The 19,003-nt window shown below is 71.7% G+C and carries 17 protein-coding genes; 8 read left to right on the plus strand and 9 right to left on the minus strand.

Annotation, left to right across the window (positions count from 1 at the left end; translation table 11 throughout):
• Window position 1 precedes the first annotated feature (1 nt).
• Window positions 2–1,048, plus strand: a complete 1,047-nt coding sequence (locus OHS70_RS24030) for a sensor histidine kinase (RefSeq protein ID WP_328400365.1) — start codon at window positions 2–4, stop codon at window positions 1,046–1,048.
• 41 nt (window positions 1,049–1,089) lie between these two features.
• Here the strand turns inward: OHS70_RS24030 and OHS70_RS24035 are convergent, their stop codons facing one another.
• The 5 genes from OHS70_RS24035 to OHS70_RS24055 form a co-directional block, all read right to left on the minus strand.
• Window positions 1,090–1,374, minus strand: coding sequence for a hypothetical protein (locus OHS70_RS24035; protein ID WP_328400367.1), 285 nt, complete (start codon window positions 1,372–1,374; stop codon window positions 1,090–1,092).
• Window positions 1,375–1,428: 54 nt separating this feature from the next.
• Window positions 1,429–2,310, minus strand: coding sequence for an acyl-CoA thioesterase II (gene tesB, locus OHS70_RS24040; RefSeq protein ID WP_328400369.1), 882 nt, complete (start codon window positions 2,308–2,310; stop codon window positions 1,429–1,431).
• Between the two features lie 22 nt (window positions 2,311–2,332).
• Window positions 2,333–3,490, minus strand: a complete 1,158-nt coding sequence (locus OHS70_RS24045) for an acyl-CoA dehydrogenase family protein (RefSeq protein ID WP_328400371.1) — start codon at window positions 3,488–3,490, stop codon at window positions 2,333–2,335.
• A 455-nt stretch (window positions 3,491–3,945) separates the two neighbouring features.
• Window positions 3,946–4,428 (minus strand): hypothetical protein, encoded by a 483-nt coding sequence (locus OHS70_RS24050; RefSeq protein WP_328400373.1) that lies wholly within the window; start codon window positions 4,426–4,428, stop codon window positions 3,946–3,948.
• Window positions 4,429–4,543: 115 nt separating this feature from the next.
• Window positions 4,544–6,343: a PucR family transcriptional regulator gene (locus OHS70_RS24055; protein WP_328400375.1), complete on the minus strand. Its 1,800-nt coding sequence runs from the start codon at window positions 6,341–6,343 to the stop codon at window positions 4,544–4,546.
• Between the two features lie 141 nt (window positions 6,344–6,484).
• Here OHS70_RS24055 and OHS70_RS24060 point away from each other — a divergent pair, with 141 nt between their 5' ends.
• From OHS70_RS24060 to OHS70_RS24070, 3 genes are read left to right on the plus strand one after another with little or no spacing between them, the layout of a single operon-like run.
• Entirely contained in the window at window positions 6,485–7,984 is a 1,500-nt protein-coding gene (locus OHS70_RS24060) for a sodium:solute symporter (protein ID WP_328400377.1), read from the plus strand.
• A gap of 53 nt (window positions 7,985–8,037) precedes the next feature.
• On the plus strand, window positions 8,038–9,018 hold the full coding sequence (speB, locus tag OHS70_RS24065; protein ID WP_328400379.1) for an agmatinase: 981 nt from the start codon (window positions 8,038–8,040) through the stop codon (window positions 9,016–9,018).
• The gene (locus tag OHS70_RS24070) at window positions 9,015–10,697 is read left to right on the plus strand and encodes a thiamine pyrophosphate-binding protein (RefSeq protein ID WP_328400381.1); all 1,683 of its coding nucleotides are present in this window, start codon (window positions 9,015–9,017) and stop codon (window positions 10,695–10,697) included. The genes speB and OHS70_RS24070 overlap by 4 nt, the downstream gene beginning before the upstream one ends.
• A gap of 94 nt (window positions 10,698–10,791) precedes the next feature.
• On the opposite strand, the gene OHS70_RS24075 is transcribed toward OHS70_RS24070, so the two are convergent.
• The 3 genes from OHS70_RS24075 to OHS70_RS24085 all read right to left on the minus strand — a co-directional run bounded on the left by OHS70_RS24075 (window position 10,792) and on the right by OHS70_RS24085 (window position 12,050).
• Window positions 10,792–11,205, minus strand: a complete 414-nt coding sequence (locus OHS70_RS24075) for a YybH family protein (protein WP_328400383.1) — start codon at window positions 11,203–11,205, stop codon at window positions 10,792–10,794.
• 69 nt (window positions 11,206–11,274) lie between these two features.
• On the minus strand, window positions 11,275–11,631 hold the full coding sequence (locus OHS70_RS24080; RefSeq protein ID WP_328400385.1) for a hypothetical protein: 357 nt from the start codon (window positions 11,629–11,631) through the stop codon (window positions 11,275–11,277).
• 47 nt (window positions 11,632–11,678) lie between these two features.
• On the minus strand, window positions 11,679–12,050 hold the full coding sequence (locus OHS70_RS24085; RefSeq protein WP_328400387.1) for a hypothetical protein: 372 nt from the start codon (window positions 12,048–12,050) through the stop codon (window positions 11,679–11,681).
• A 68-nt stretch (window positions 12,051–12,118) separates the two neighbouring features.
• Here OHS70_RS24085 and OHS70_RS24090 point away from each other — a divergent pair, with 68 nt between their 5' ends.
• Window positions 12,119–12,340 (plus strand): hypothetical protein, encoded by a 222-nt coding sequence (locus tag OHS70_RS24090; RefSeq protein ID WP_328400389.1) that lies wholly within the window; start codon window positions 12,119–12,121, stop codon window positions 12,338–12,340.
• A gap of 91 nt (window positions 12,341–12,431) precedes the next feature.
• Here OHS70_RS24090 and OHS70_RS24095 read toward each other — a convergent pair whose 3' ends face one another.
• Window positions 12,432–12,857, minus strand: a complete 426-nt coding sequence (locus OHS70_RS24095; protein ID WP_328400391.1) for a DUF4259 domain-containing protein — start codon at window positions 12,855–12,857, stop codon at window positions 12,432–12,434.
• Between the two features lie 200 nt (window positions 12,858–13,057).
• Here OHS70_RS24095 and OHS70_RS24100 point away from each other — a divergent pair, with 200 nt between their 5' ends.
• The 3 genes from OHS70_RS24100 (at window position 13,058) to OHS70_RS24110 (ending at window position 18,981) form a co-directional block, all read left to right on the plus strand.
• The gene (locus tag OHS70_RS24100) at window positions 13,058–16,789 is read left to right on the plus strand and encodes an ABC transporter ATP-binding protein (protein ID WP_328400393.1); all 3,732 of its coding nucleotides are present in this window, start codon (window positions 13,058–13,060) and stop codon (window positions 16,787–16,789) included.
• A 420-nt stretch (window positions 16,790–17,209) separates the two neighbouring features.
• Window positions 17,210–18,469: an LAETG motif-containing sortase-dependent surface protein gene (locus OHS70_RS24105; RefSeq protein ID WP_328400395.1), complete on the plus strand. Its 1,260-nt coding sequence runs from the start codon at window positions 17,210–17,212 to the stop codon at window positions 18,467–18,469.
• 98 nt (window positions 18,470–18,567) lie between these two features.
• The gene (locus tag OHS70_RS24110; protein WP_328400396.1) at window positions 18,568–18,981 is read left to right on the plus strand and encodes a hypothetical protein; all 414 of its coding nucleotides are present in this window, start codon (window positions 18,568–18,570) and stop codon (window positions 18,979–18,981) included.
• The last annotated feature ends 22 nt before the right edge of the window (window positions 18,982–19,003 follow it).

The raw sequence follows: 19,003 nt of genomic DNA on the forward strand, positions 1-19,003 counted from the left end.
CGTGGTCGTTGCCGCCGCCGTGGCCGAGGCGCTGGCGACACGGTCCGCGCTCCCGGGCTGGATCTTCCCCGCCGCGCTGACCGTGGCGGGCGTACTGCCCATGCGGCGCCGCTTCCCCCGCACGATCATGCTCCTCGCCCTGCCGACCCTGGCCACCGGTGTGCTGTGGATCCCGGCGCTGGCCGCACTGCACGCCCTCGCCATGTCCGAACGGCGCCGCCGCGAGGTGGCCGCCGCCGCGGCGGCGGTCGCCGTGGTGTCGTTCGTGCCGTGGCGGTACCTCGACAGCTACCCGTGGTCGATGCCGGACATCACCCTGGGCCTGCTGCTCTCCGGGCTGCTGGCGGTTGCGCCCGCCGCGCTGGGCCTGCTCGGCCGCGCCCGCCGCGAACTCGCCGCCCGTCTCGCCGAACTGGCCCTGTCCCGGGAGCGCGAGCACCGGTACGCCGCCGAGCAGGCGGCGCTACGGGAACGGGAGCGGCTGGCCCGGGACGTCCACGACACAGCCGCCCACCACCTGAGCCTGATCAGCCTTCGCTGCACCGTACTCGCAGCGGCGGCGGACTCCCCCGGCTTCCGCGTGGAGGCCGAGGCACTGGGCGAGCTGAGCAGACACGCGGCGGCCGACCTGCGCCAGGCGATCCGCCACGAGAACCCGGGCCTGGCACAGCTCCCCGAACTTGTCGCGGCCGCGGGCGAGGGCGTACGCGCGGACCTGGCCCGAGCGGACCTCGCGGGCTGCCCGCCGGAGATCCAGCACACCGCGTACCGCATCGTCCAGGAGGCACTGACGAACGTGCGCCGCCACGCGCCGGGTGCCCGGACCGACGTCGCGGTGCGCCGCGCACCCGACTCCTTGCACATCACCGTCCGCAACGGTCCGCCGTCCGTGCCCGGCCCGCGCTCCGAGCCGGGCGGCGGTCAGGGCCTGCCGGGCCTGAGGGCACGAACGGCGGCCCTCGGCGGCACTCTCACCACAGCCCCCGCGCCGGACGGCGGCTTCGCCCTCGACGCGGTGCTGCCGTTGCCGGTGCCGGCCTCGTGGTGATCACCGCGCACCCGCCTGCCGCCTGATCCCCGCCCGGTCCCTCAGCCGCGCCACCGGCCGCGTACGGCGCAGTACGCGCAGACCGACAGCAGGCCGAACTCCGCGCACCGCAGCGCGATCGTGGGGTACAGCGGCGTATCGCCCCCGAGGCCCGCGACCTCCGTCTGCTCGGCGACGAGCACGGCGAAGGCCGGCACGATCAGCGCGATGCCGCCCGTGACCCACAGGACGCGGGCCGTACGGGTCGCGGGTGCCTTCATCCGCTCGGAGCCGTCGTCCGCCGCGATGTCGTCCGGGGCGTACTCGTCAAGCACGTGCTCGGCCATCTCTCCGGTGCGGTTGCCTGGACGGACGTGTACGCGCCGTCAGTCGTCCGGGCGTCAGGACGAGGTGTGCGGAACGCGGACCACGCCTTCCTGGATCACCGAGATCGCGAGCCGTCCGTCCTGGGTCCAGATCCGCGCCTGGCCGAGGCCCCGGCCGCCCGACGACGACGGGGACTCCTGGTCGTACAGCAGCCATTCGTCCGCGCGGAACGGCCGGTGGAACCACATCGCGTGGTCCAGGGACGCGCCCACCACATCACCGACCGCCCAGCCGCCCCGGCCGTGCGCGAGCAGCACCGAGTCCAGCAGGGTCATGTCGGAGACGTACGTCGCGAGGCAGACGTGCAGCAGCGGATCGTCGGCGAGCTTGCCGTTCGCGCGGAACCACACCTGGGAGCGGGGCTCGCGGGGCTGCCCGAACTCGCCGTACGGCGGCTCGTCCACGTACCGCAGGTCGACCGCGGCGCGTGCCTCGATCATCCGCTCCACCGTGTCGGGGTGGACGAACCTGTCCCTGTACCGCGGCAGGATCTCCGCCGCCGTCGGCAGCGTCTCCGGGGCCGGGGCGGGCGGCATCGCGGCCTGGTGCTCGAGTCCTTCCTCGTACGTCTGGAACGACGCCGAGAGATGGAAGATCGGCGCACCATGCTGCACGGCGACGACCCGGCGCGTGGTGAAGGAACGGCCGTCCCGGATGCGGTCGACCGTGTAGACGATCGGCGCGCCCGGGTCGCCCATGCGCAGGAAGTACGCGTGCAGCGAGTGGGCCGTGCGGTCGTCGGGCACGGTGCGGCCCGCGGCGACGAGCGCCTGGGCCGCGACCTGTCCGCCGAAGACACGGGGCACGATCGCCGAGCGCGACCGGCCCCGGAAGATGTTCTGCTCGATCTGCTCCAGGTCGAGCAGATCGAGCAGACCGTCAAGTGCTGAGCTCATGGAAGGAACGTACAGAGCTTGCCTACAGGCCCATGTCCTTGGCGATGATCGACTTCATGACCTCGCTGGTGCCGCCGTAGATGCGGTTGACGCGGTTGTCGGCGTAGAGGCGGGCGATCGGGTACTCGTTCATGTAGCCGTAGCCGCCGTGCAGCTGGAGGCAGCGGTCGATGACGCGGTGGGCGACCTCGGTGCAGAACAGCTTCGCGGAGGCGGCCTCGGCGGGCGTGAGCTCACCGGCGTCCAGGGCCTCCAGGGAACGGTCGGCGACCGCCTCGGCGGCGTCGACCTCGGCCTGGCAGGCGGCCAGCTCGAACTTGGTGTTCTGGAAGGACGCGACGGTCTTGCCGAAGACGGTGCGCTCCTGCACGTACTGCTGGGCGAACCGGACGGCGGCCTTGGCCTGCGCGTACGCGCCGAAGGCGATGCCCCAGCGCTCGGAGGGCAGGTTCGCGCCGAGGTAGTAGAAGCCCTTGTTCTCCTCGCCGAGCAGGTCCTCGACCGGGACCTTGACGTCGACGAAGGCCAGCTCGGCGGTGTCGGAGGTGCGCAGGCCGAGCTTGTCCAGCTTGCGGCCGACGGAGTAGCCCTCGGACTTGGTGTCCACCGCGAACAGGGAGATACCGAAGCGGCGGTCGTCCTCGCGCGGGGCGGAGGTGCGCGCACAAACGATCACGCGGTCGGCGTGCACGCCGCCGGTGATGAAGGTCTTGGCGCCGTTGAGGACGTAGTGCGTGCCGTCCTCGGAGAGCTTCGCGGTGGTCTTCATGCCCGCGACGTCGGAGCCGGTGCCCGGCTCGGTCATCGCCAGCGCCCACATCTCCTCGCCGGTGACGAACTTCGTCAGGTAGCGCTTCTTCTGCTCGTCGTCGGCGAGCATCTTGATGTAGGGCAGGGCGAGCAGCACATGCACGCCGGAGCCGCCGAAGTTCACGCCCGCGCGCGAGGTCTCCTCGTAGAGCACGGCCTCGAACTTGTGCGTGTCCAGGCCGGCGCCGCCGAACTCCTCGGGGACGTTGATGCCGAAGACACCCAGCTCACCGAGCTTGTAGTAGAAGTCGCGAGGCGCCTGGCCGGCCGCGAACCACTCGTCGTAGACGGGCACGACCTCAGCCTCGATGAAGGCCCGGATGGTCTCCCGGAACGCCTCGTGGTCCTCGTTGAAAACGGTACGGCGCACGGACGCCTCCTCGTGACTGTGTGGTTACCCTGGATGTCTAAGCGCTTGCTCAGTCTTAAGTTACCCGGCGGTTCGCAGGCCTGTCCAGAGTGAGGATGAGCACGTCCCCCGGCGCCGGCAGTACAGCGCGGTGTCTCGATGCGTCCGATCCGCGGGATCGGGGTGGCCGAGTGACCGGCCGGGCGGCAGGCATGGTGCGACTGCTCACCTGGGCCGGACGGGAGGGCAGGCTCCGCTGTCTCATCGGCGGCGGGGCAGCATCCGTGTCCCGCGTCGCCGGCGACGTCGAAGCCGTCCGGCCCGGTGCGACCGCCGGCCTGATCGGCCGTGACTCCGGCATGCTCGCCGCCCGCACGGTCGCCCACGCCCGGCTACGCCGCGTCGTGGCCCGCATGGCCGGACGCTGCGTGACGTATGTCGGATCGCGCAGAGCCGGGGTCGCGCCGTCTCGCGGCTCAGCCCGGGGCGAGCGGCGGCTGCCCCTGCTGAGGGTCCTCGCCGTCGTAGGCCGCAAGTGCTGCCTGGCGGCATTCCAGCAGCTCACCCAGATCCTCGGGGGCCACCTGCTCCTGTGCCAGCTTCACCGTGGCCCTCCCCTCCAGCGCGGCCCACGCATGCCGGGCGCGTTTGTTGGCCCTGCACCTGGTCGCACTCCGGAGGAATCCCGCCCCGGCGGTGAACCCGGCGGACGCCAGGGCGAGCAGGGCCGCCGGAATGCGCGCGTCTGCCGTGGCCAGTCCTGTCGCACCTGCCGTGCCGGCCAGCAGGGCCGCGGGGAAGCCGAGGACGACGTCGGCCTTGGCCCAGAACTCGGCCCGCCGGTGGGCGAGGTCCTTCTGCCGGGTCGCCTCGTCGCGTAGCCGCTCGAGCTCGGCCCGCAGGCGCTGGGCCGGTTCGTCCGGGGGGAGTTGCGCCGGTCCGACAGTGGTGGTCGTCATACCAGGATTCCAACACAGCTGTTGGTCAAGGGACTTGGCTTTTCCCGACAGCCTTGTCACGCCTCATTGATGGGCTCCCGCCAGATGGCCGGACGTCCGGCCGACGCCGACGGCGTCAGCTGTGCCGAAGCGCGAACCAGAGCTCCATCCGTACATCCGGGTCGTCCAGGTCGTCGTCCAGCAGCGCCGCGCAGCGCGCGATGCGCTGTCGCACCGTGTTGCGGTGGACCTCCAGCGCGGCGGCCGTACGGTCCCAGCTGCCGTGCAGGGACAGCCAGGTGCGCAGGGTCTCGACGAGCGCGGGGGAGTCGCCGAGGGGAGCGAGACGCTGCCGGGCCTCGTCCGGCGACGGCAGCCCGGACAGAGTGGTCTCCCGGTGCCTGACCAGCGCGGCCCGCGTGGCGACCGCCCGGCGCACCGCCCGTGCGGCCTGGGTGTCGGCGGCCGCCAGCTCGTCGGGTCCCGCGGGCGAGCTCACCCCGAGCGTCCAGCCTGGCTGCGGTGTCACCTCGCGGCCGGCCGGGAGCAGGATCCGTACGTCACCGTCCGCGTCCGGGTCGACGAGGGAAGTGCCGAGTGCGGCACCGAGCGCGGCCGCGGCGAAGGGCGTGCCCCGGCCGCCCCGCGCACGGACCACCGTCCACGGTCCGGGGCCGAGTGGCCCGGCGGCTTCGGCGGGGTTCGCGCCGAGCAGCAGCCGTACGAGCGCGGTGCTCCGGTGGGTGGCGGCGGCGCCCTGGTGCGGGGCGGTGAGCAGCGAGAGCAGCACCACGGCCACACCGGCGACGGTGTGATCGCCGGCCTCCCGGGCGGGCGCGGCAAGTCCCAGAACGAGGCCTTGGCTGCCGCCGAGGGCGTAGGCGGAGAGATGCGTGACGGAGGGGGCTCCGGGTCCGGCAGCGCCTACGGGGACTCCCGAGGAGGCCCGGGTGGCTGAGGGAGCGCCTGCCGCGCCCCCCGCTGCGCGGGGGCGGTTCCCTGTGGTGGCCTCTGCGCCTGAGGCGGCGCCGGTCCTTCCGGCACGGGGACCGGCCGTGTCGCGCGCGGCAGCGGCACCGGCGCCGGGCGCAGCAGCCGCGGCTTCGGAAGCAGCTCCTGCGACGGAAGCAGCCCCTGCCGTGGAGGCGCCGCCCCGTCGGGGGCGGGTCTCGCCGGCGGCGGGCTCGGTCGCGGCCGCGGCGCCCTCCGCGCCGGACATCCCCGGCGGCGGTGAGATCACCATGTCCGTCGCCGACGACGGGGCCGTGCGGGACGTGCCCGCCGGGGCCGTCGTATCGGCCGGCTGCGGGGGATTGACCACGCGCGCCAGGCGCGTGATGCCCGCCACCGCCTCCGGGGCAGGCGTGCGGCCGACGGCGTGAAGCTGGGTGCCGTCCGGGCCGAGCAGGACCGCCCAGCCCCCCAGCCGCGCCGCCAGCTGGTGCAGCACCGCCGGGACCGGGTCGGGGCGGGCCGCTGCCGCGGCCAGGCCCTGCTGGGCCTGGGTCACCCGGCGCAGCTCACGGTGGCGGGCCTCCGCCATCAGCCGCCACACCGCTCGCGCGACCGCCGTGAACGTCGTCCGCGGCGGCACCTCGACCAGCGGCAGACCGTGCCGTTCGCACGCCTCGATCAGTTCGGGCGGCACCGTGTCGTACACCGGGGCGACCCCGAAGCCGAGCGCCGCCGCGCCCGCCTCGACGATCCGGGACACATAGCGGTCGGGGTCCTTCAGCAGGACACCCGCGCTCATCAGCAGCTCGCCGCCGAGGAGATAGGGATAGGGGTCCGCCATCTCGGACGTGTGCACCATGTGAATGGCGATGGCGTCCTCGTCGTCCGGCCCGGCGATCCGGCGGAGCCCCAGCTCCGGGTCGGCCAGCAGTGAGGCCAGCGAGATGGGCGGGTTGGGCGGGGCTGCTGCGGGCTCCGGCATGGACAGTCCATCCATCGGCGGGATGAAGAACAGATAAAACGTACACTTCTGCGTCCCTTTCCAGCCACCTACCGTCGACTCCCAACAGCAGTGCCGCGCACTGACCCGAGGACCGCGGGGGACGAGACGAAAGGAATGCCGATGGCTGTCGACTATGCAGTGATCGTCGTCTATCTGGCCGGCATGCTCGGCATGGGCTGGTGGGGCATGCGCCGCGCCAAGTCCAAGAGCGAGTTTCTGGTGGCGGGCCGCAGGCTCGGCCCCTCGATGTACTCCGGCACCATGGCCGCCATCGTGCTCGGCGGCGCGTCCACCATCGGCGGCGTCGGCCTCGGCTACAAGTACGGGCTCTCGGGCGCCTGGATGGTCTTCACCATCGGCCTCGGCCTTCTCGCCCTCTCCATCTTCTTCTCCGCGCGCATCGCGCGGCTGAAGGTCTACACCGTCTCCGAGATGCTCGACCTCCGCTACGGCGGCAAGGCCGGTCTGATCACCGGTGTCGTGATGTGGGCCTACACGCTGATGCTCGCGGTCACCTCGACCATCGCGTACGCCACGATCTTCGACGTCCTCTTCGACATGAACCGGACCGTCGCGATCATCCTCGGCGGCTCGATCGTCGTCGCCTACTCCACGCTCGGCGGCATGTGGTCGATCACCCTGACCGACATGGTGCAGTTCGTCGTCAAGACGATCGGTGTCCTGCTCCTGCTGCTGCCCATCGCCGTGATCAAGGCCGGCGGCTTCGCCGAGATGAAGGCGCAGCTGCCCACCGAGTACTTCGCGCCGCTCGGTATCGGCGGTGAGACGATCTTCACCTACGTCCTCATCTACACCTTCGGCATGCTGATCGGACAGGACATCTGGCAGCGCGTCTTCACCGCCCGCAGCGACCGCACGGCCAAGTGGGGCGGCACCGTCGCCGGTACGTACTGCCTGGTGTACGCGCTCGCCGGCGCCGTGATCGGCACCGCGGCCAAGGTCCTCTACCCGAAGCTGCCCAACGCGGACGACGCCTTCGCCACCATCGTCAAGGACGAACTGCCCCTCGGTGTGCGGGGCCTGGTCCTCGCCGCCGCGCTCGCCGCGGTGATGTCCACCTCCTCGGGTGCCCTGATCGCCTGTGCCACCGTCGCCAACAACGACATCTGGTCGCGGCTGCGTGGCGCCGTCACCTCCCGCGCCGACGGCGAGGCGCACGACGAGGTCAAGGGCAACCGGATCTTCATCCTGGTGATGGGCATCGCCGTCATCTGCATCGCGATCGCCCTCAACAACGTGATCGAGGCGCTGACCGTCGCCTACAACCTGCTCGTCGGCGGACTGCTGGTCCCGATCCTCGGCGGGCTGCTCTGGAAGCGCGGCACCGTGTACGGCGCACTGTCCTCCGTCGTCGTCGGTGGCCTCGCGGTCATCACCCTGATGTGGAAGTACGGCATCCTCGCCAACGAGCCCGTCTACTACGGCCTGCTGGCCTCCCTCGCCGCCTACCTGATCGTCAGCCTGGCCACGCCTCCGACGGACCAGGCGGTCCTGGCCAACTGGCGCGAGCGCCTGGCAGGACGCGGCGGGTCCGAGGCGGACGCCGAGGCCAAGGCTCCGCTGGAGGAGGCGGGCAGTCCCGCAGCCGTACAGAGTTAAAGTCTTAAAACCGCATCGAAGCGCATTGAAGTGCAGGAAAGAAGGCAATTCTCATGAGCAGCAACGACACGCCGCGCGGCCCGATCGACTCGTCCCGTGTCCCGCGGTACGCCGGACCCGCGACGTTCGCCCGGCTGCCCCGGCTCGACGAGGTCGGCACCACCGATGTCGCCGTGGTCGGCGTTCCCTTCGACGCCGGGGTCTCCTACCGCCCCGGCGCGCGCTTCGGCGGCAACGCAATCCGTGAGGCGTCGAGGCTCCTGCGCCCCTACAACCCGGCGCAGGACGCCTCGCCCTTCGCACTCGCCCAGGTCGCGGACGCGGGCGACATCGCGGCCAACCCGTTCAACATCAACGAGGCCGTGGAGACGATCGAGGCCGCGGCGGACGATCTGCTCGGCACCGGGGCCCGCATGATGACGCTCGGCGGCGACCACACCATCGCCCTGCCGCTGCTGCGCTCGGTCGCCAAGAAGCACGGCCCGGTCGCGCTGCTCCACTTCGACGCGCACCTGGACACCTGGGACACCTACTTCGGAGCCGAGTACACCCACGGCACGCCGTTCCGCCGGGCCGTCGAGGAGGGCATCCTCGACACCGAGGCGCTCTCCCACGTCGGTATCCGCGGGCCGCTGTACGGCAAGCAGGACCTGACCGACGACGAGAAGATGGGCTTCGGCATCGTCACCTCCTCCGACGTCTACCGCCGTGGCGCCGACGAGGTCGCCGATCAGCTGCGCCAGCGCATCGGCGACCGGCCGCTCTACATCTCCATCGACATCGACTGCCTCGACCCGGCCCACGCCCCGGGTACCGGCACCCCGGAAGCGGGCGGCATGACCTCCCGCGAGCTGCTGGAGATCCTGCGCGGGCTCGCCTCCTGCAACCTCGTCTCCGCGGACGTCGTCGAGGTCGCCCCGGCGTACGACCACGCCGAGATCACCTCGGTCGCCGCGTCCCACACCGCGTACGAGCTGACCACGATCATGTCCCGCCAGATCGCGAAGGCGCGTGAGACGGGCGGGGCGAAGTGACGCACGACCACGACATCGATCTGCGCCCCACAAAGGCGCAGACGGTGGCCGCGCTGAACCCGCCGGCCGGCCGCAACGGCGGTGATCTGGTCGTCGAGACCCTCGAGGGCCTCGGCGCGACCACCGTCTTCGGTCTGCCCGGCCAGCACGCGCTCGGCATGTTCGACGCCCTGCGCCGCTCGAAGCTCGACTACGTCGGCCTGCGGGTGGAGAACAACGCGGGCTTCGCCGCCGACGCGTACGGCCGCGTCACCGGCCAGGCCGCCCCTCTGCTGCTGTCCACCGGACCGGGCGCGCTCATGTCGCTGGCCGCACTGCAGGAGTCGGCCGCCGCCTCCGCGCCCGTGCTCGCCATCGGCAGCCAGGTCCCCACCGCCGGGCTCGGCGGCGGCCGGCACGGCTATCTGCACGAACTGCGCGATCAGCAGGCCTCGTTCCGCGACATCGTGAAGTCCGTGCACACCGTGCGCACCGCGTCGCAGATACCCTCCGCGATCGCCGCGGCCTGGGAGTCGGCGCTGACGGCCCCGCACGGCCCGGTGTGGGTGGAGATCCCGCAGGACGTGCTGCTGGCCGAGACGATGCTTCCGGTGGTCACGGCGCTCGACGCGACCCCGGACGATGTCCTCCCGCGCCCCGAACTGACCGCCGTGGCGGCCGACCTGCTGTCGCGCGCCGTCCGCCCCGTGATCATCGCGGGCGGTGGCGTCGTACGCTCCGACGCGTCCGGCAAGCTGCTGGCGCTGGCGGAGAAGCTGGACGCCCCGGTCGTGACGACCTTCGGCGGCAAGGGCGCGTTCCCCTGGGAGCACCCGCTGTCGCTGCAGTCCTGGCTCGAGGACCGGCACACGACGGACTTCCTCGAGGCCGCGGACGTGCTGCTCGTGGTGGGCTCGGGCCTCGGCGAACTGTCCTCGAACTACCACACGTTCGCCCCCCGCGGCCGGGTCGTCCAGATCGAGGCGGACCTCGGCAAGCTGGAGTCCAACCACGCGGGCCTCGGTATCCACGCGGACGCGCGACTCGCGCTCTCCGCGCTGCTGGAGACCGTGACCGAGCGCGACGACCCGTCGGCGGCCGATGCCGTGCGCGACGTGCTCTCCCGAGTGCGCGAGCGGATCGCGTCCCAGGAGCTCACGCTGGAGCAGCGGGTGCTGGCGTCGGTCCGCGAGGCGCTGCCGGACACGTCCCCCAGCTTCTGGGACATGACGATCCTGGCGTACTGGGCCTGGTCGGCGTTCGACGCCCGCCACCCGAACACGATGCATTCGGCCCAGGGTGCGGGCGGCCTCGGCTACGGCTTCCCGGCCGCCCTCGGCGCGGCGGCGGCCGACCCCACCCGTCCGGTCCTCGCCGTGTCCGGCGACGGCGGCGCGATGTACTCGATCGCGGAGCTGGCGACGGCCCGGCAGTACGACTTCCCGGTCACCTGGCTGATCGTGGACGACGGCGGCTACGGCATCCTGCGCGAGTACATGACCGACGCCTTCGGTGAGGCGACGGCGACGGAGCTGTCCCGCCCGGACTTCGTGGCGCTGGCGGAGTCCTTCGGCGTCCCGGCGACGCGCACGAGCGTCGAATCGCTGACGGAGGACCTGGAGAAAGCCTTCGCGGAGCCGGGCCCGTCGGTGGTCGTACTCCCCGCAGTCCTGCGGATGTTCGCCCCGACGCACGCGTAGTCCCGGCCCAGACCTCGGTGACCACCCGGCCCCGCCGTTCCCCTCCCCCGGGGCGGCGGGGCCGGGCCCTTTTGCCTCTCCTGCGCCGTCCGCCTCAGCCTTCCGCCGTGACGGTGGTGTCGGCGAACGAGTGGTGCTCGTGCGAGACGACCCAGCGGCCCTGCTCCTTGCGGAGCCCGACGGTGAGGCGGAGGCGGTACTCGGGGTGCTCCGCGAGCTCCTGAGGGGTCCCGCAGCGCAGCAGGGCGTACGCGAAGGCGGTGTCGTCGCCGGCGGTGATGTCGAGGGACAGGATGTCGAACGCCGCGCCCTTCGCCTGCCACTCGAAGAAGGGCGGCCACGTCCGGCGGTAGGCGTCGCGGCCGCGGACTCCGTCGTGGGGCGGTGGTACGTCGAACATCACGATGTCCTCGGTGTGGTCCGCCAGGACCCCGTCCAGGTCGCCCTTGTGGACCGCTGCCGCCCACTGCTCGATCAAGGTCCGGATCTGCTCTTCGTCGCTGGTCATGGCTCGGCTCCTCATCCAGATCGGGTACAGGGATGACTCCCCTGCGCACCGGAAGTCATCGCCGGCCGGTCACCGGTCCCGCCATTCGCCCGCGATGTCGTCGGCATCCTTCCCGTTGCGCGCGGCGAGGGCGGCGACGTCCACGCCGTGGCCGGTGAGGACGCCGTCGATGTACTCGCACAGCTCCTCGCGCTCGATGGTGCAGTACGCGCCGTGCTCCTCGTCGATGCCGTTGAGGGCGAGCACGACCCGCTCGACGGCTGCGAGCAGCTGCGCGTCGGACGCCGGCCTCAGGGCGCGTATCTCGGCCTCGTACGCCTCAAGGGCGGTATCGGTGGCGTCCAGCAGGGCAGGTGTGTAGAGCTCGGCGGCGCTCGCGTCCCCGGAGGCCTCGGCACGCCATGCTGTCGATGGTCTGTCCGTCATACCGCGACCGTACCGCCGGGCACCGACAACCCGACGTCACCTCGATGTCAACTCAGCAACTCACCGTGCGCGTCCGTGCACTTGGTCATCTGCTGGGCGTAGCCCTCGTCGAACGCGGTTCGCTGCCGGCCGTCGAGAGATCCTGGCAGCCGGCCCCTGGGGGGCAGGAGGTCCGGTATCGACCGGAACAACTCCTCGGCGGCTGCACCGTACTTGTTCCCGCGGCCGTGCGCTTTGAGCAGAAGCCGACCCGCTTCGTCCAGCAGATCCGGCAGGAATTTCGACGGGCTGGTCCGGACCTTGTCGTAGGGGCGCAGTGCTTCCAGCTTCCAGCGTGCGGCGCCCACGGCCCGCAGCGCCCGCAGCGTGGCGTACAGCTGACCGCACAGATGGCCGGGGCTCGGCCGGGCGTCGGGCATGCTCCTCCTCCGGTCCGACGACAGCCGTAGGTGCCTACCCAGCGAGCGCCCGCTCTAGGCTGCGGCGCATGGTGCCCCCCGCGCGATCCGCCCACCCCGCCCTGACGGTCGTTCTGAGTGGCGCGGTGGACGATCACATGGCGGAGGCAGCCGCGCGTTGGGTCCGGGCACGGGCCGAGGAGCGGGAGCCGATCGAGATCGACGTGGCCGAGGCGATCCTGACCGGCCTGGCGGCGCTGGCCCGTGGTGCGGTCGAGGCAGGGCTCACGCTCTACTGCTGGATGGCGTAGGCGTTCCCCCTGGGGATGCAGGATTGCAGTTCAGGTGCGTGCCGAACCACCGCGCGCGGCGCGGCCGGACGAAGACCGGACCCGGGTCCGCCTACGGCCGGGCTTCGCGCTCGTCCGCCGACGCGAGGACTCTTCGCAGGCGGGCGATGCCCGCACGCCATGATTCGCCGTGAGGGGTCTCGTCCCAGAGATCCATCAGCTCGGACGGCTCGGTGAGCGTCCGGTCGAGCGCCTGGACCGCGAGGCGGCGCAGGTCCGGCGGCAGAGCGGGGATCGGTTCGTCGGGGCCGTACGGCGTGGTCACCGCATCGCCCCCGGGGCACTGGGCGGCGATCAACGCTGCGGCGGCGACGGCCTCGACCGCCTCGTCGCTGTCCAGGTAGTCCTCGGTCCCTGTCGTCCGAAGCAGGGTCTCGCGCAGGACGCCCGGCCGCTCGCTCTCGGCGGCGTCGTCCAGCATGCCCGAGAAATCCGCAGCGGTGTCGTTGTCGAAGTGGCCGGTGTCCCAGGTGCCCATGGCTTCCCTTCGTCGAGTGCGTGATCGTTTGCCGGTACCCGCATCGTGACAGGGGGCACTGACACCGCCGGGGGACCAGGACCTCGGTCGGACCCACCTCGGACCTGAGACCGGTGTTTGTGGCGGAGGGATGAAATCCGCATCCTCCGGCGTTGGTGCCTTCCGGAAGATCAGGTCCGAAATCCGACGGGGAGGCCCACGTGGCGGCAGAGCAAGGGTGGGGGCGGCGGCTGGCCGGTTATGCGTGGCGGTACCGGCGAAACGTGCTGCTCGCGCTCGGGTCGTCTCTCGTCGGCATGGCCGTCATGGCCCTTGTGCCGCTGATCACCAAGGTCGTCATCGACGACGTCATCGGGGGCGGCACCCGGTCGCTCGCCGTGTGGACCGGGCTGCTCGTCGCCGCCGCCGCGGTCATATACGTGCTCACCTACGTCCGCCGCTACTACGGCGGACGTCTCGCGCTCGACGTCCAGCACGACCTGCGCACCGAGATGTACCGGACCATCACCCGGCTCGACGGGCGGCGGCAGGACGAGCTGTCGACCGGGCAGGTCGTCGGGCGGGCCACCAGCGATCTCCAGCTCATCCAGGGGCTGCTGTTCATGCTCCCGATGACCATCGGGAACGTCCTGCTCTTCCTCATCTCCCTCATCGTCATGGCGTGGCTGTCCCTGCCGCTGACCCTGATCGCGATCGCCGTCGCCCCCGCCCTCTGGTACATCGCCAAGCGCAGCCGCACCCGCCTGCATCCCGCCACCTGGTACGCGCAGAGCCAGGCCGCCGCCGTCGCCGGTGTCGTCGACGGAGCCGTAGCCGGCGTGCGGGTGGTCAAGGGGTTCGGGCAGGAGGACCAGGAGACCGGGAAGCTCAGGGAGGTCGGGCGCAAGCTGTTCGCGGGACGGCTCCGGACGATCCGGCTGAACGCCCGGTACACCCCGGCCCTGCAGGCCGTACCCGCTCTCGGGCAGGTCGCCATGCTCGCGCTCGGCGGCTGGCTGGCCACCCGCGGCGAGATCACCCTCGGTACGTTCGTGGCCTTCTCCACCTATCTCGCGCAGCTCGTCGGGCCGGTACGCATGCTCGCCGTGGTGCTCACCGTCGGCCAGCAGGCGCGGGCCGGCGTCGAGCGCGTCCTGGAGCTCATCGACACCGAGCCGACCCTGCGCGAGGGGACCAAGGAGCTGCCCCCGGACGCCGAGGCCACCGTCGAGTTCGACGACGTGAGCTTCGCGTACGAGGACGGCCGTCCCGTCCTCGACGGGTTCTCGCTCGAGATCCGGCCCGGCGAGACCGTCGCCGTCGTCGGTTCCTCCGGCAGCGGCAAGTCCACCGTCTCGCTGCTGCTGCCGCGCTTCTACGACGTCACCCACGGCGCGGTCCTCGTCGGCGGCCACGATGTGCGCGAGCTGACCTTCGACTCGCTGCGGGCCGCCATCGGGCTGGTGCCCGAGGACAGCTTCCTGTTCTCCGACACCGTGCGCGCCAACATCGCGTACGGAAAGCCCGGCGCGACGCAGGAGGAGATCGAGACCGCCGCCCGCGCCGCCCAGGCGGACCGTTTCATCACCGAGCTGCCGGGCGGCTACGACACCAAGGTCGGCGAGCACGGCCTCACCCTCTCCGGCGGCCAGCGCCAGCGCATCGCCCTGGCCCGCGCGATCCTCACCGACCCCCGGCTGCTGCTCCTCGACGACGCCACCTCCGCCGTGGACGCCCGCGTCGAGCACGAGATCCACGAAGCGCTCAAGCAGGTGATGGCAGGGCGTACGACGCTGCTCATCGCGCACCGGCGCTCCACCCTCGGGCTCGCCGACCGTATCGCCGTCCTGGACGGCGGCCGGCTCGCCGACATCGGCACGCACGAGGAGCTGGAGCGGCGCTCGGCCCTGTACCGGCGGCTGCTGACCGACCCGGACGAGCTGGGCGGGGTGTCGCCCGGTCACCTGCCGGTACGCCCGGCCCCGGAGCCGGACGAGGAGCGCACCGTACGAGACGAGCTCGAGGCCGAGTTCGACGTCGAGCGCGGCATCACCCCGCGCCTGTGGGTACGCGACGAGAACGCGCAGGAGTCCGAGGAGCCCGGCGCCACCCCCGAACTGCTCGCCCAGGTCGCGGCGTTGCCCCCGGCCACCGACACCCCCGACATCGACGAGGCCCGCGCGACGCGGCCCGAGCACGACGGGGCGCACGGCGAAGGAGGACGGCTGCGGCGCCTGCTGCGCGGCTTCGGGATGCCGCTGCTGCTCAGCCTGCTGCTGGTCGCCGTCGACGCGGGCATGGGCCTGCTGCTGCCGATCCTGATCCGGCACGGCATCGACGACGGCGTCGAGCAGGCCGCACTCGGCGCGGTCTGGGCGGCATCCGTCCTCGCGCTGGTCACGGTCGTGATCCAGTGGGCCGGGCAGATCGGCGCGATGCGGATGGCGGGCCGCACCGGCGAACGTGTCCTGTACTCCCTGCGCCTGAAGATCTTCGCGCAGCTCCAGCGGCTCGGACTCGACTACTACGAGCGTGAGCTCAGCGGCCGGATCATGACCCGGATGACGACGGACGTGGACGCCCTGTCCACCTTCCTGCAGACGGGCCTGGTCACGGCCTTCGTCTCGGTCGTCACCTTCTTCGGCATCATGGCCGCCCTCGTCGTCATCGATGTGCAGCTGGCCCTGGTGGTCTTCGCCACGCTGCCCGTCCTGATCGTCGGCACCTACTTCTTCCGCAAGCAGAGCGTGAAGGCGTACGAGCTGGCCCGCGAGCGCATCAGCGCCGTCAACGCCGACCTCCAGGAGTCGGTCTCCGGGCTGCGGATCGTGCAGGCGTTCCGCCGCGAGCACGACGGCGTCGGCCACTACGCAGCCGGCAGCGACAGCTACCGTCAGGCCCGGGTACGCGGCCAGTGGCTGATCTCGGTCTACTTCCCCTTCGTCCAGCTGCTGGCGTCCGTCGCCGCCGCGGCCGTACTGATCGTCGGCGCGGGCCGGATCGAGGCGGGCACACTCACCACCGGCGCGCTGGTCGCCTATCTCCTCTACATCGACCTGTTCTTCGCCCCCGTGCAGCAGCTCTCCCAGGTCTTCGACGGCTACCAGCAGGCGGCCGTCTCGCTCGGACGTGTCCAGGAGCTTCTCCAGGAGCCCACCTCGACCGCCGCGGCCCGGCAGCCGCGCGAGGTACGGGAGCTGCGGGGAGAGATCGCGTTCGACGCCGTGTCCTTCTCCTACGGCGACGAGGAGGAGGCGCTCACCGGCATCGAGCTGCGCGTCCCGGCCGGCCAGACGGTCGCCTTCGTGGGCGAGACCGGCGCGGGCAAATCGACCCTGGTCAAACTGGTCGCCCGGTTCTACGACCCGACGAGCGGGCGGGTCACCGTGGACGGCACCGACCTGCGCGAGCTGGACCTGACGGCGTACCGGCACCGGCTGGGCGTCGTCCCCCAGGAGGCGTACCTCTTCCCCGGCACGGTCCGCGACGCCATCGCCTACGGCCGCCCCGGCGCGAGCGACGCGGAGGTGGAGGCCGCGGCCCGCGCGGTCGGCGCGCACGACATGATCGCCACGCTCGACGGCGGATATCTGCACGAGGTCGCCGAACGCGGCCGCAACCTCTCCGCCGGGCAGCGCCAGCTGATCGCCCTGGCCCGCGCCGAGCTCGTCGACCCGGACATCCTGCTGCTCGACGAGGCGACCGCGGCGCTGGACCTGGCCACCGAGGCCCAGGTCAACCAGGCCACCGACCGCCTGTCGGGCCGGCGCACCACACTGGTCGTCGCCCACCGGCTCACCACGGCCGCCCGCGCCGACCGGGTCGTGGTGATGGACCACGGCCGGGTGGTGGAGGACGGCACGCATGACGAGCTGCTGGCGCGCGACGGGCATTACGCCGCGTTGTGGCGGACGTTCATAGGGATAGGGGAGGACGAGCCCGCGGCGGTGTGACGGGCGGGCGGGGTGTGTGACGGCACGGCGGTGTGACGGTGTGAAACCTGGGACGTGAGCGGCGGCTGTCGTGCAACCCTTCGAGCCGGGCGCGTGTCTCACGTGCGGAACCCGGTTCAGCCGGAGTTCGCCGTCCGTTCGTCCGTGCCTTACCTCGAAGGACCCGCATGTCCCACACCACTTCCGGCCGTCGCACGCTGCGCAGAACCGTCGGCGCCGTCGGTGTCCTTTCGTCCTCGTGATGCGCCGCCGGCGGGCCCAGGAGTAGTCGGCGCCGCGTTCGCCCGGAGATGTGGAACGTGCCTGCGGACGAACGTGAGTTGCCGTGCAACCTTTTGCCGTTGGCGGATGTCTCCGTTCAGCAAGCGTTTTCGGAGATGTCGCTGTCCATTTCCCCGTTCTCACAGAGGATTCGTTTACATGCCCCACGTCCTGCCCGGCCGTCGCACCTCCCGCACCGTTGTCGGAGCCCTGAGCACCGTGGCGCTCATGGCCCTGGGAACCACGCCAGCGGCCGTCGCGGACGAGGCCGTGCCGGATCTGCTCCTCGGAAAGATCGCCCCGATCGACGGCGTGAAGCCGGGCAGCAGCTTCGAGGTGCCGGTCACGGTCACCAACAAGGGCACGAAGGCTGCGGAGAAGGTCTGGGTCTTCTACTCCGTCACCCGGGGGCTCGATTATGCCGAACTGCCGTCCAACTGCGAGGCTCACCAGGTCACTTCGTACGACGAGATGACGGCGAAGTGGAACGCGGTCTGCGCGTTCGATCAGGCGGTGGAGCCCGGCGTCGTCTACGCGCCCGAGAAGCTGCTGTCGGTCAAGGCCCTGGACCGTGCGCTCTACGACGATCTGCGCGTGACCGTCTGGGACTACGAGCCCGGCCTGGACGACGCCGCCACGACGCCCGTGCGGGGAACCGGGCCGGCGGTGAAGCTGGTCGAGCGGCCCGGCGCGGAACAGGGCTCCAAGAACGCTGTCGACGTGCGGGTGACCTCTGCCAACACGGCCGACTACCAGGTGACGGGAGCCCAGCTGAAGGGCCGCGTCGGCGACACGGTCACGATGCAGGTGACGTTCACCAACGCCGGGCCCGCCTGGGTGCTGCGCTCATGGGACGACCCGCGCTTCCATGTCCTGATCACGCCGCCCGCCGGAACGTCGGTCGTGAAGCCCCACGGGTTCTGCGACGACAAGGACAAGCCCGGAACGTACAGCTGCGGTGTCGGCCAGCGCTGGGTGAACGAGCGCGAGGGTGCGTCCTACACGTTCAAGCTGAAGATCGACAAGAAGGTGCCGGGTGCCAAGGGCTCGGTCGTCCTCTCCGACGAGGCGCGGCCCTTCGACAAGAACAAGACCAACGACAGGGCCGACATCACGCTCGACGTGACGGGCGGCGGGTCGTCGACCGGTGGCTCCGGCGGCTCCGCGGGCGGTTCGGGTGGTTCGGGTGGTTCAGGTTCCACCGGTGGTTCCGGTGCCGGCGACGGCTCGGGCTCCTCGTCCACCGGCGGCTCGGGCTCCTCGTCGTCGACCGGCGGCACGGGTGCAGCGACGACCGGTGGCAACCTGGCCTCCACCGGCTCCGACTCGGCCCTGCCGCTCGTCGGTGCGGCGGCCGCCGCGGTGGTCGTGGGTGCAGGCGCCGTCCTCGTCGTGCGCCGCCGCCGGGCCCAGGCCTAGCAGACGCGTGGTTGCGGCGGCGTTTTCGAGCCGCCGCAACCAATCCCGCCCCTCGCGCGTCGTACGCATGTGCGGGGGCAGCGGCAGAAGGAGCAGGCGTGTTCGATGGGGCGGTCGGCAAGAGGAACGGGCGACGGCGCCGGGCCTGCGCGCGCCTGACGGCACTGCTGACCGCGGTGGCCGCCCTCACCCTGACCGGTCCCGGTCTCCAGCAGGCCGAGGCCGTCGCGCGCTGTCCCGGGCGGCTGGTGAAGAGCGTCCCGTTCACCACCGGCGAGCTGCGTGTCTACGAGCACCGGCAGTACGTCTGCGCCGTCACCCTCGCCAAGCGCCCCGGCATCAGGCGCCCCATGGCCGTCTCGCTCCAGGCCCGCGGTGGCCGGCCGGACAAGGACCGCGGGAGGTTCGTCCGCCAGGCCGGTCCCGTCACCGTGCACGCACTCAACCGCTGTGTACGTGCCACCGGTTCCGTCGCCGGAACCTCGCGCTCGACCGGCTGGATCCTGTGTTGAGCCGTTCCTCGGAGCGGCTCTG

The sequence above is a fragment of the Streptomyces sp. NBC_00390 genome (genome assembly GCF_036057275.1).
Taxonomy (GTDB): domain Bacteria; phylum Actinomycetota; class Actinomycetes; order Streptomycetales; family Streptomycetaceae; genus Streptomyces.

Excerpts from the sequence above, each read along its gene's own strand:
- OHS70_RS24035 (WP_328400367.1), bottom strand. The coding sequence starts at position 1,374 with ATGGCCGAGCACGTGCTTGACGAGTACGCCCCGGACGACATCGCGGCG.
- tesB (WP_328400369.1), bottom strand. The coding sequence starts at position 2,310 with ATGAGCTCAGCACTTGACGGTCTGCTCGATCTGCTCGACCTGGAGCAG.
- OHS70_RS24050 (WP_328400373.1), bottom strand. The coding sequence starts at position 4,428 with ATGACGACCACCACTGTCGGACCGGCGCAACTCCCCCCGGACGAACCG.
- OHS70_RS24055 (WP_328400375.1), bottom strand. The coding sequence starts at position 6,343 with ATGCCGGAGCCCGCAGCAGCCCCGCCCAACCCGCCCATCTCGCTGGCC.
- OHS70_RS24060 (WP_328400377.1), top strand. The coding sequence starts at position 6,485 with ATGGCTGTCGACTATGCAGTGATCGTCGTCTATCTGGCCGGCATGCTC.
- speB (WP_328400379.1), top strand. The coding sequence starts at position 8,038 with ATGAGCAGCAACGACACGCCGCGCGGCCCGATCGACTCGTCCCGTGTC.
- OHS70_RS24075 (WP_328400383.1), bottom strand. The coding sequence starts at position 11,205 with ATGACCAGCGACGAAGAGCAGATCCGGACCTTGATCGAGCAGTGGGCG.
- OHS70_RS24080 (WP_328400385.1), bottom strand. The coding sequence starts at position 11,631 with ATGACGGACAGACCATCGACAGCATGGCGTGCCGAGGCCTCCGGGGAC.
- OHS70_RS24085 (WP_328400387.1), bottom strand. The coding sequence starts at position 12,050 with ATGCCCGACGCCCGGCCGAGCCCCGGCCATCTGTGCGGTCAGCTGTAC.
- OHS70_RS24090 (WP_328400389.1), top strand. The coding sequence starts at position 12,119 with ATGGTGCCCCCCGCGCGATCCGCCCACCCCGCCCTGACGGTCGTTCTG.
- OHS70_RS24095 (WP_328400391.1), bottom strand. The coding sequence starts at position 12,857 with ATGGGCACCTGGGACACCGGCCACTTCGACAACGACACCGCTGCGGAT.
- OHS70_RS24105 (WP_328400395.1), top strand. The coding sequence starts at position 17,210 with ATGCCCCACGTCCTGCCCGGCCGTCGCACCTCCCGCACCGTTGTCGGA.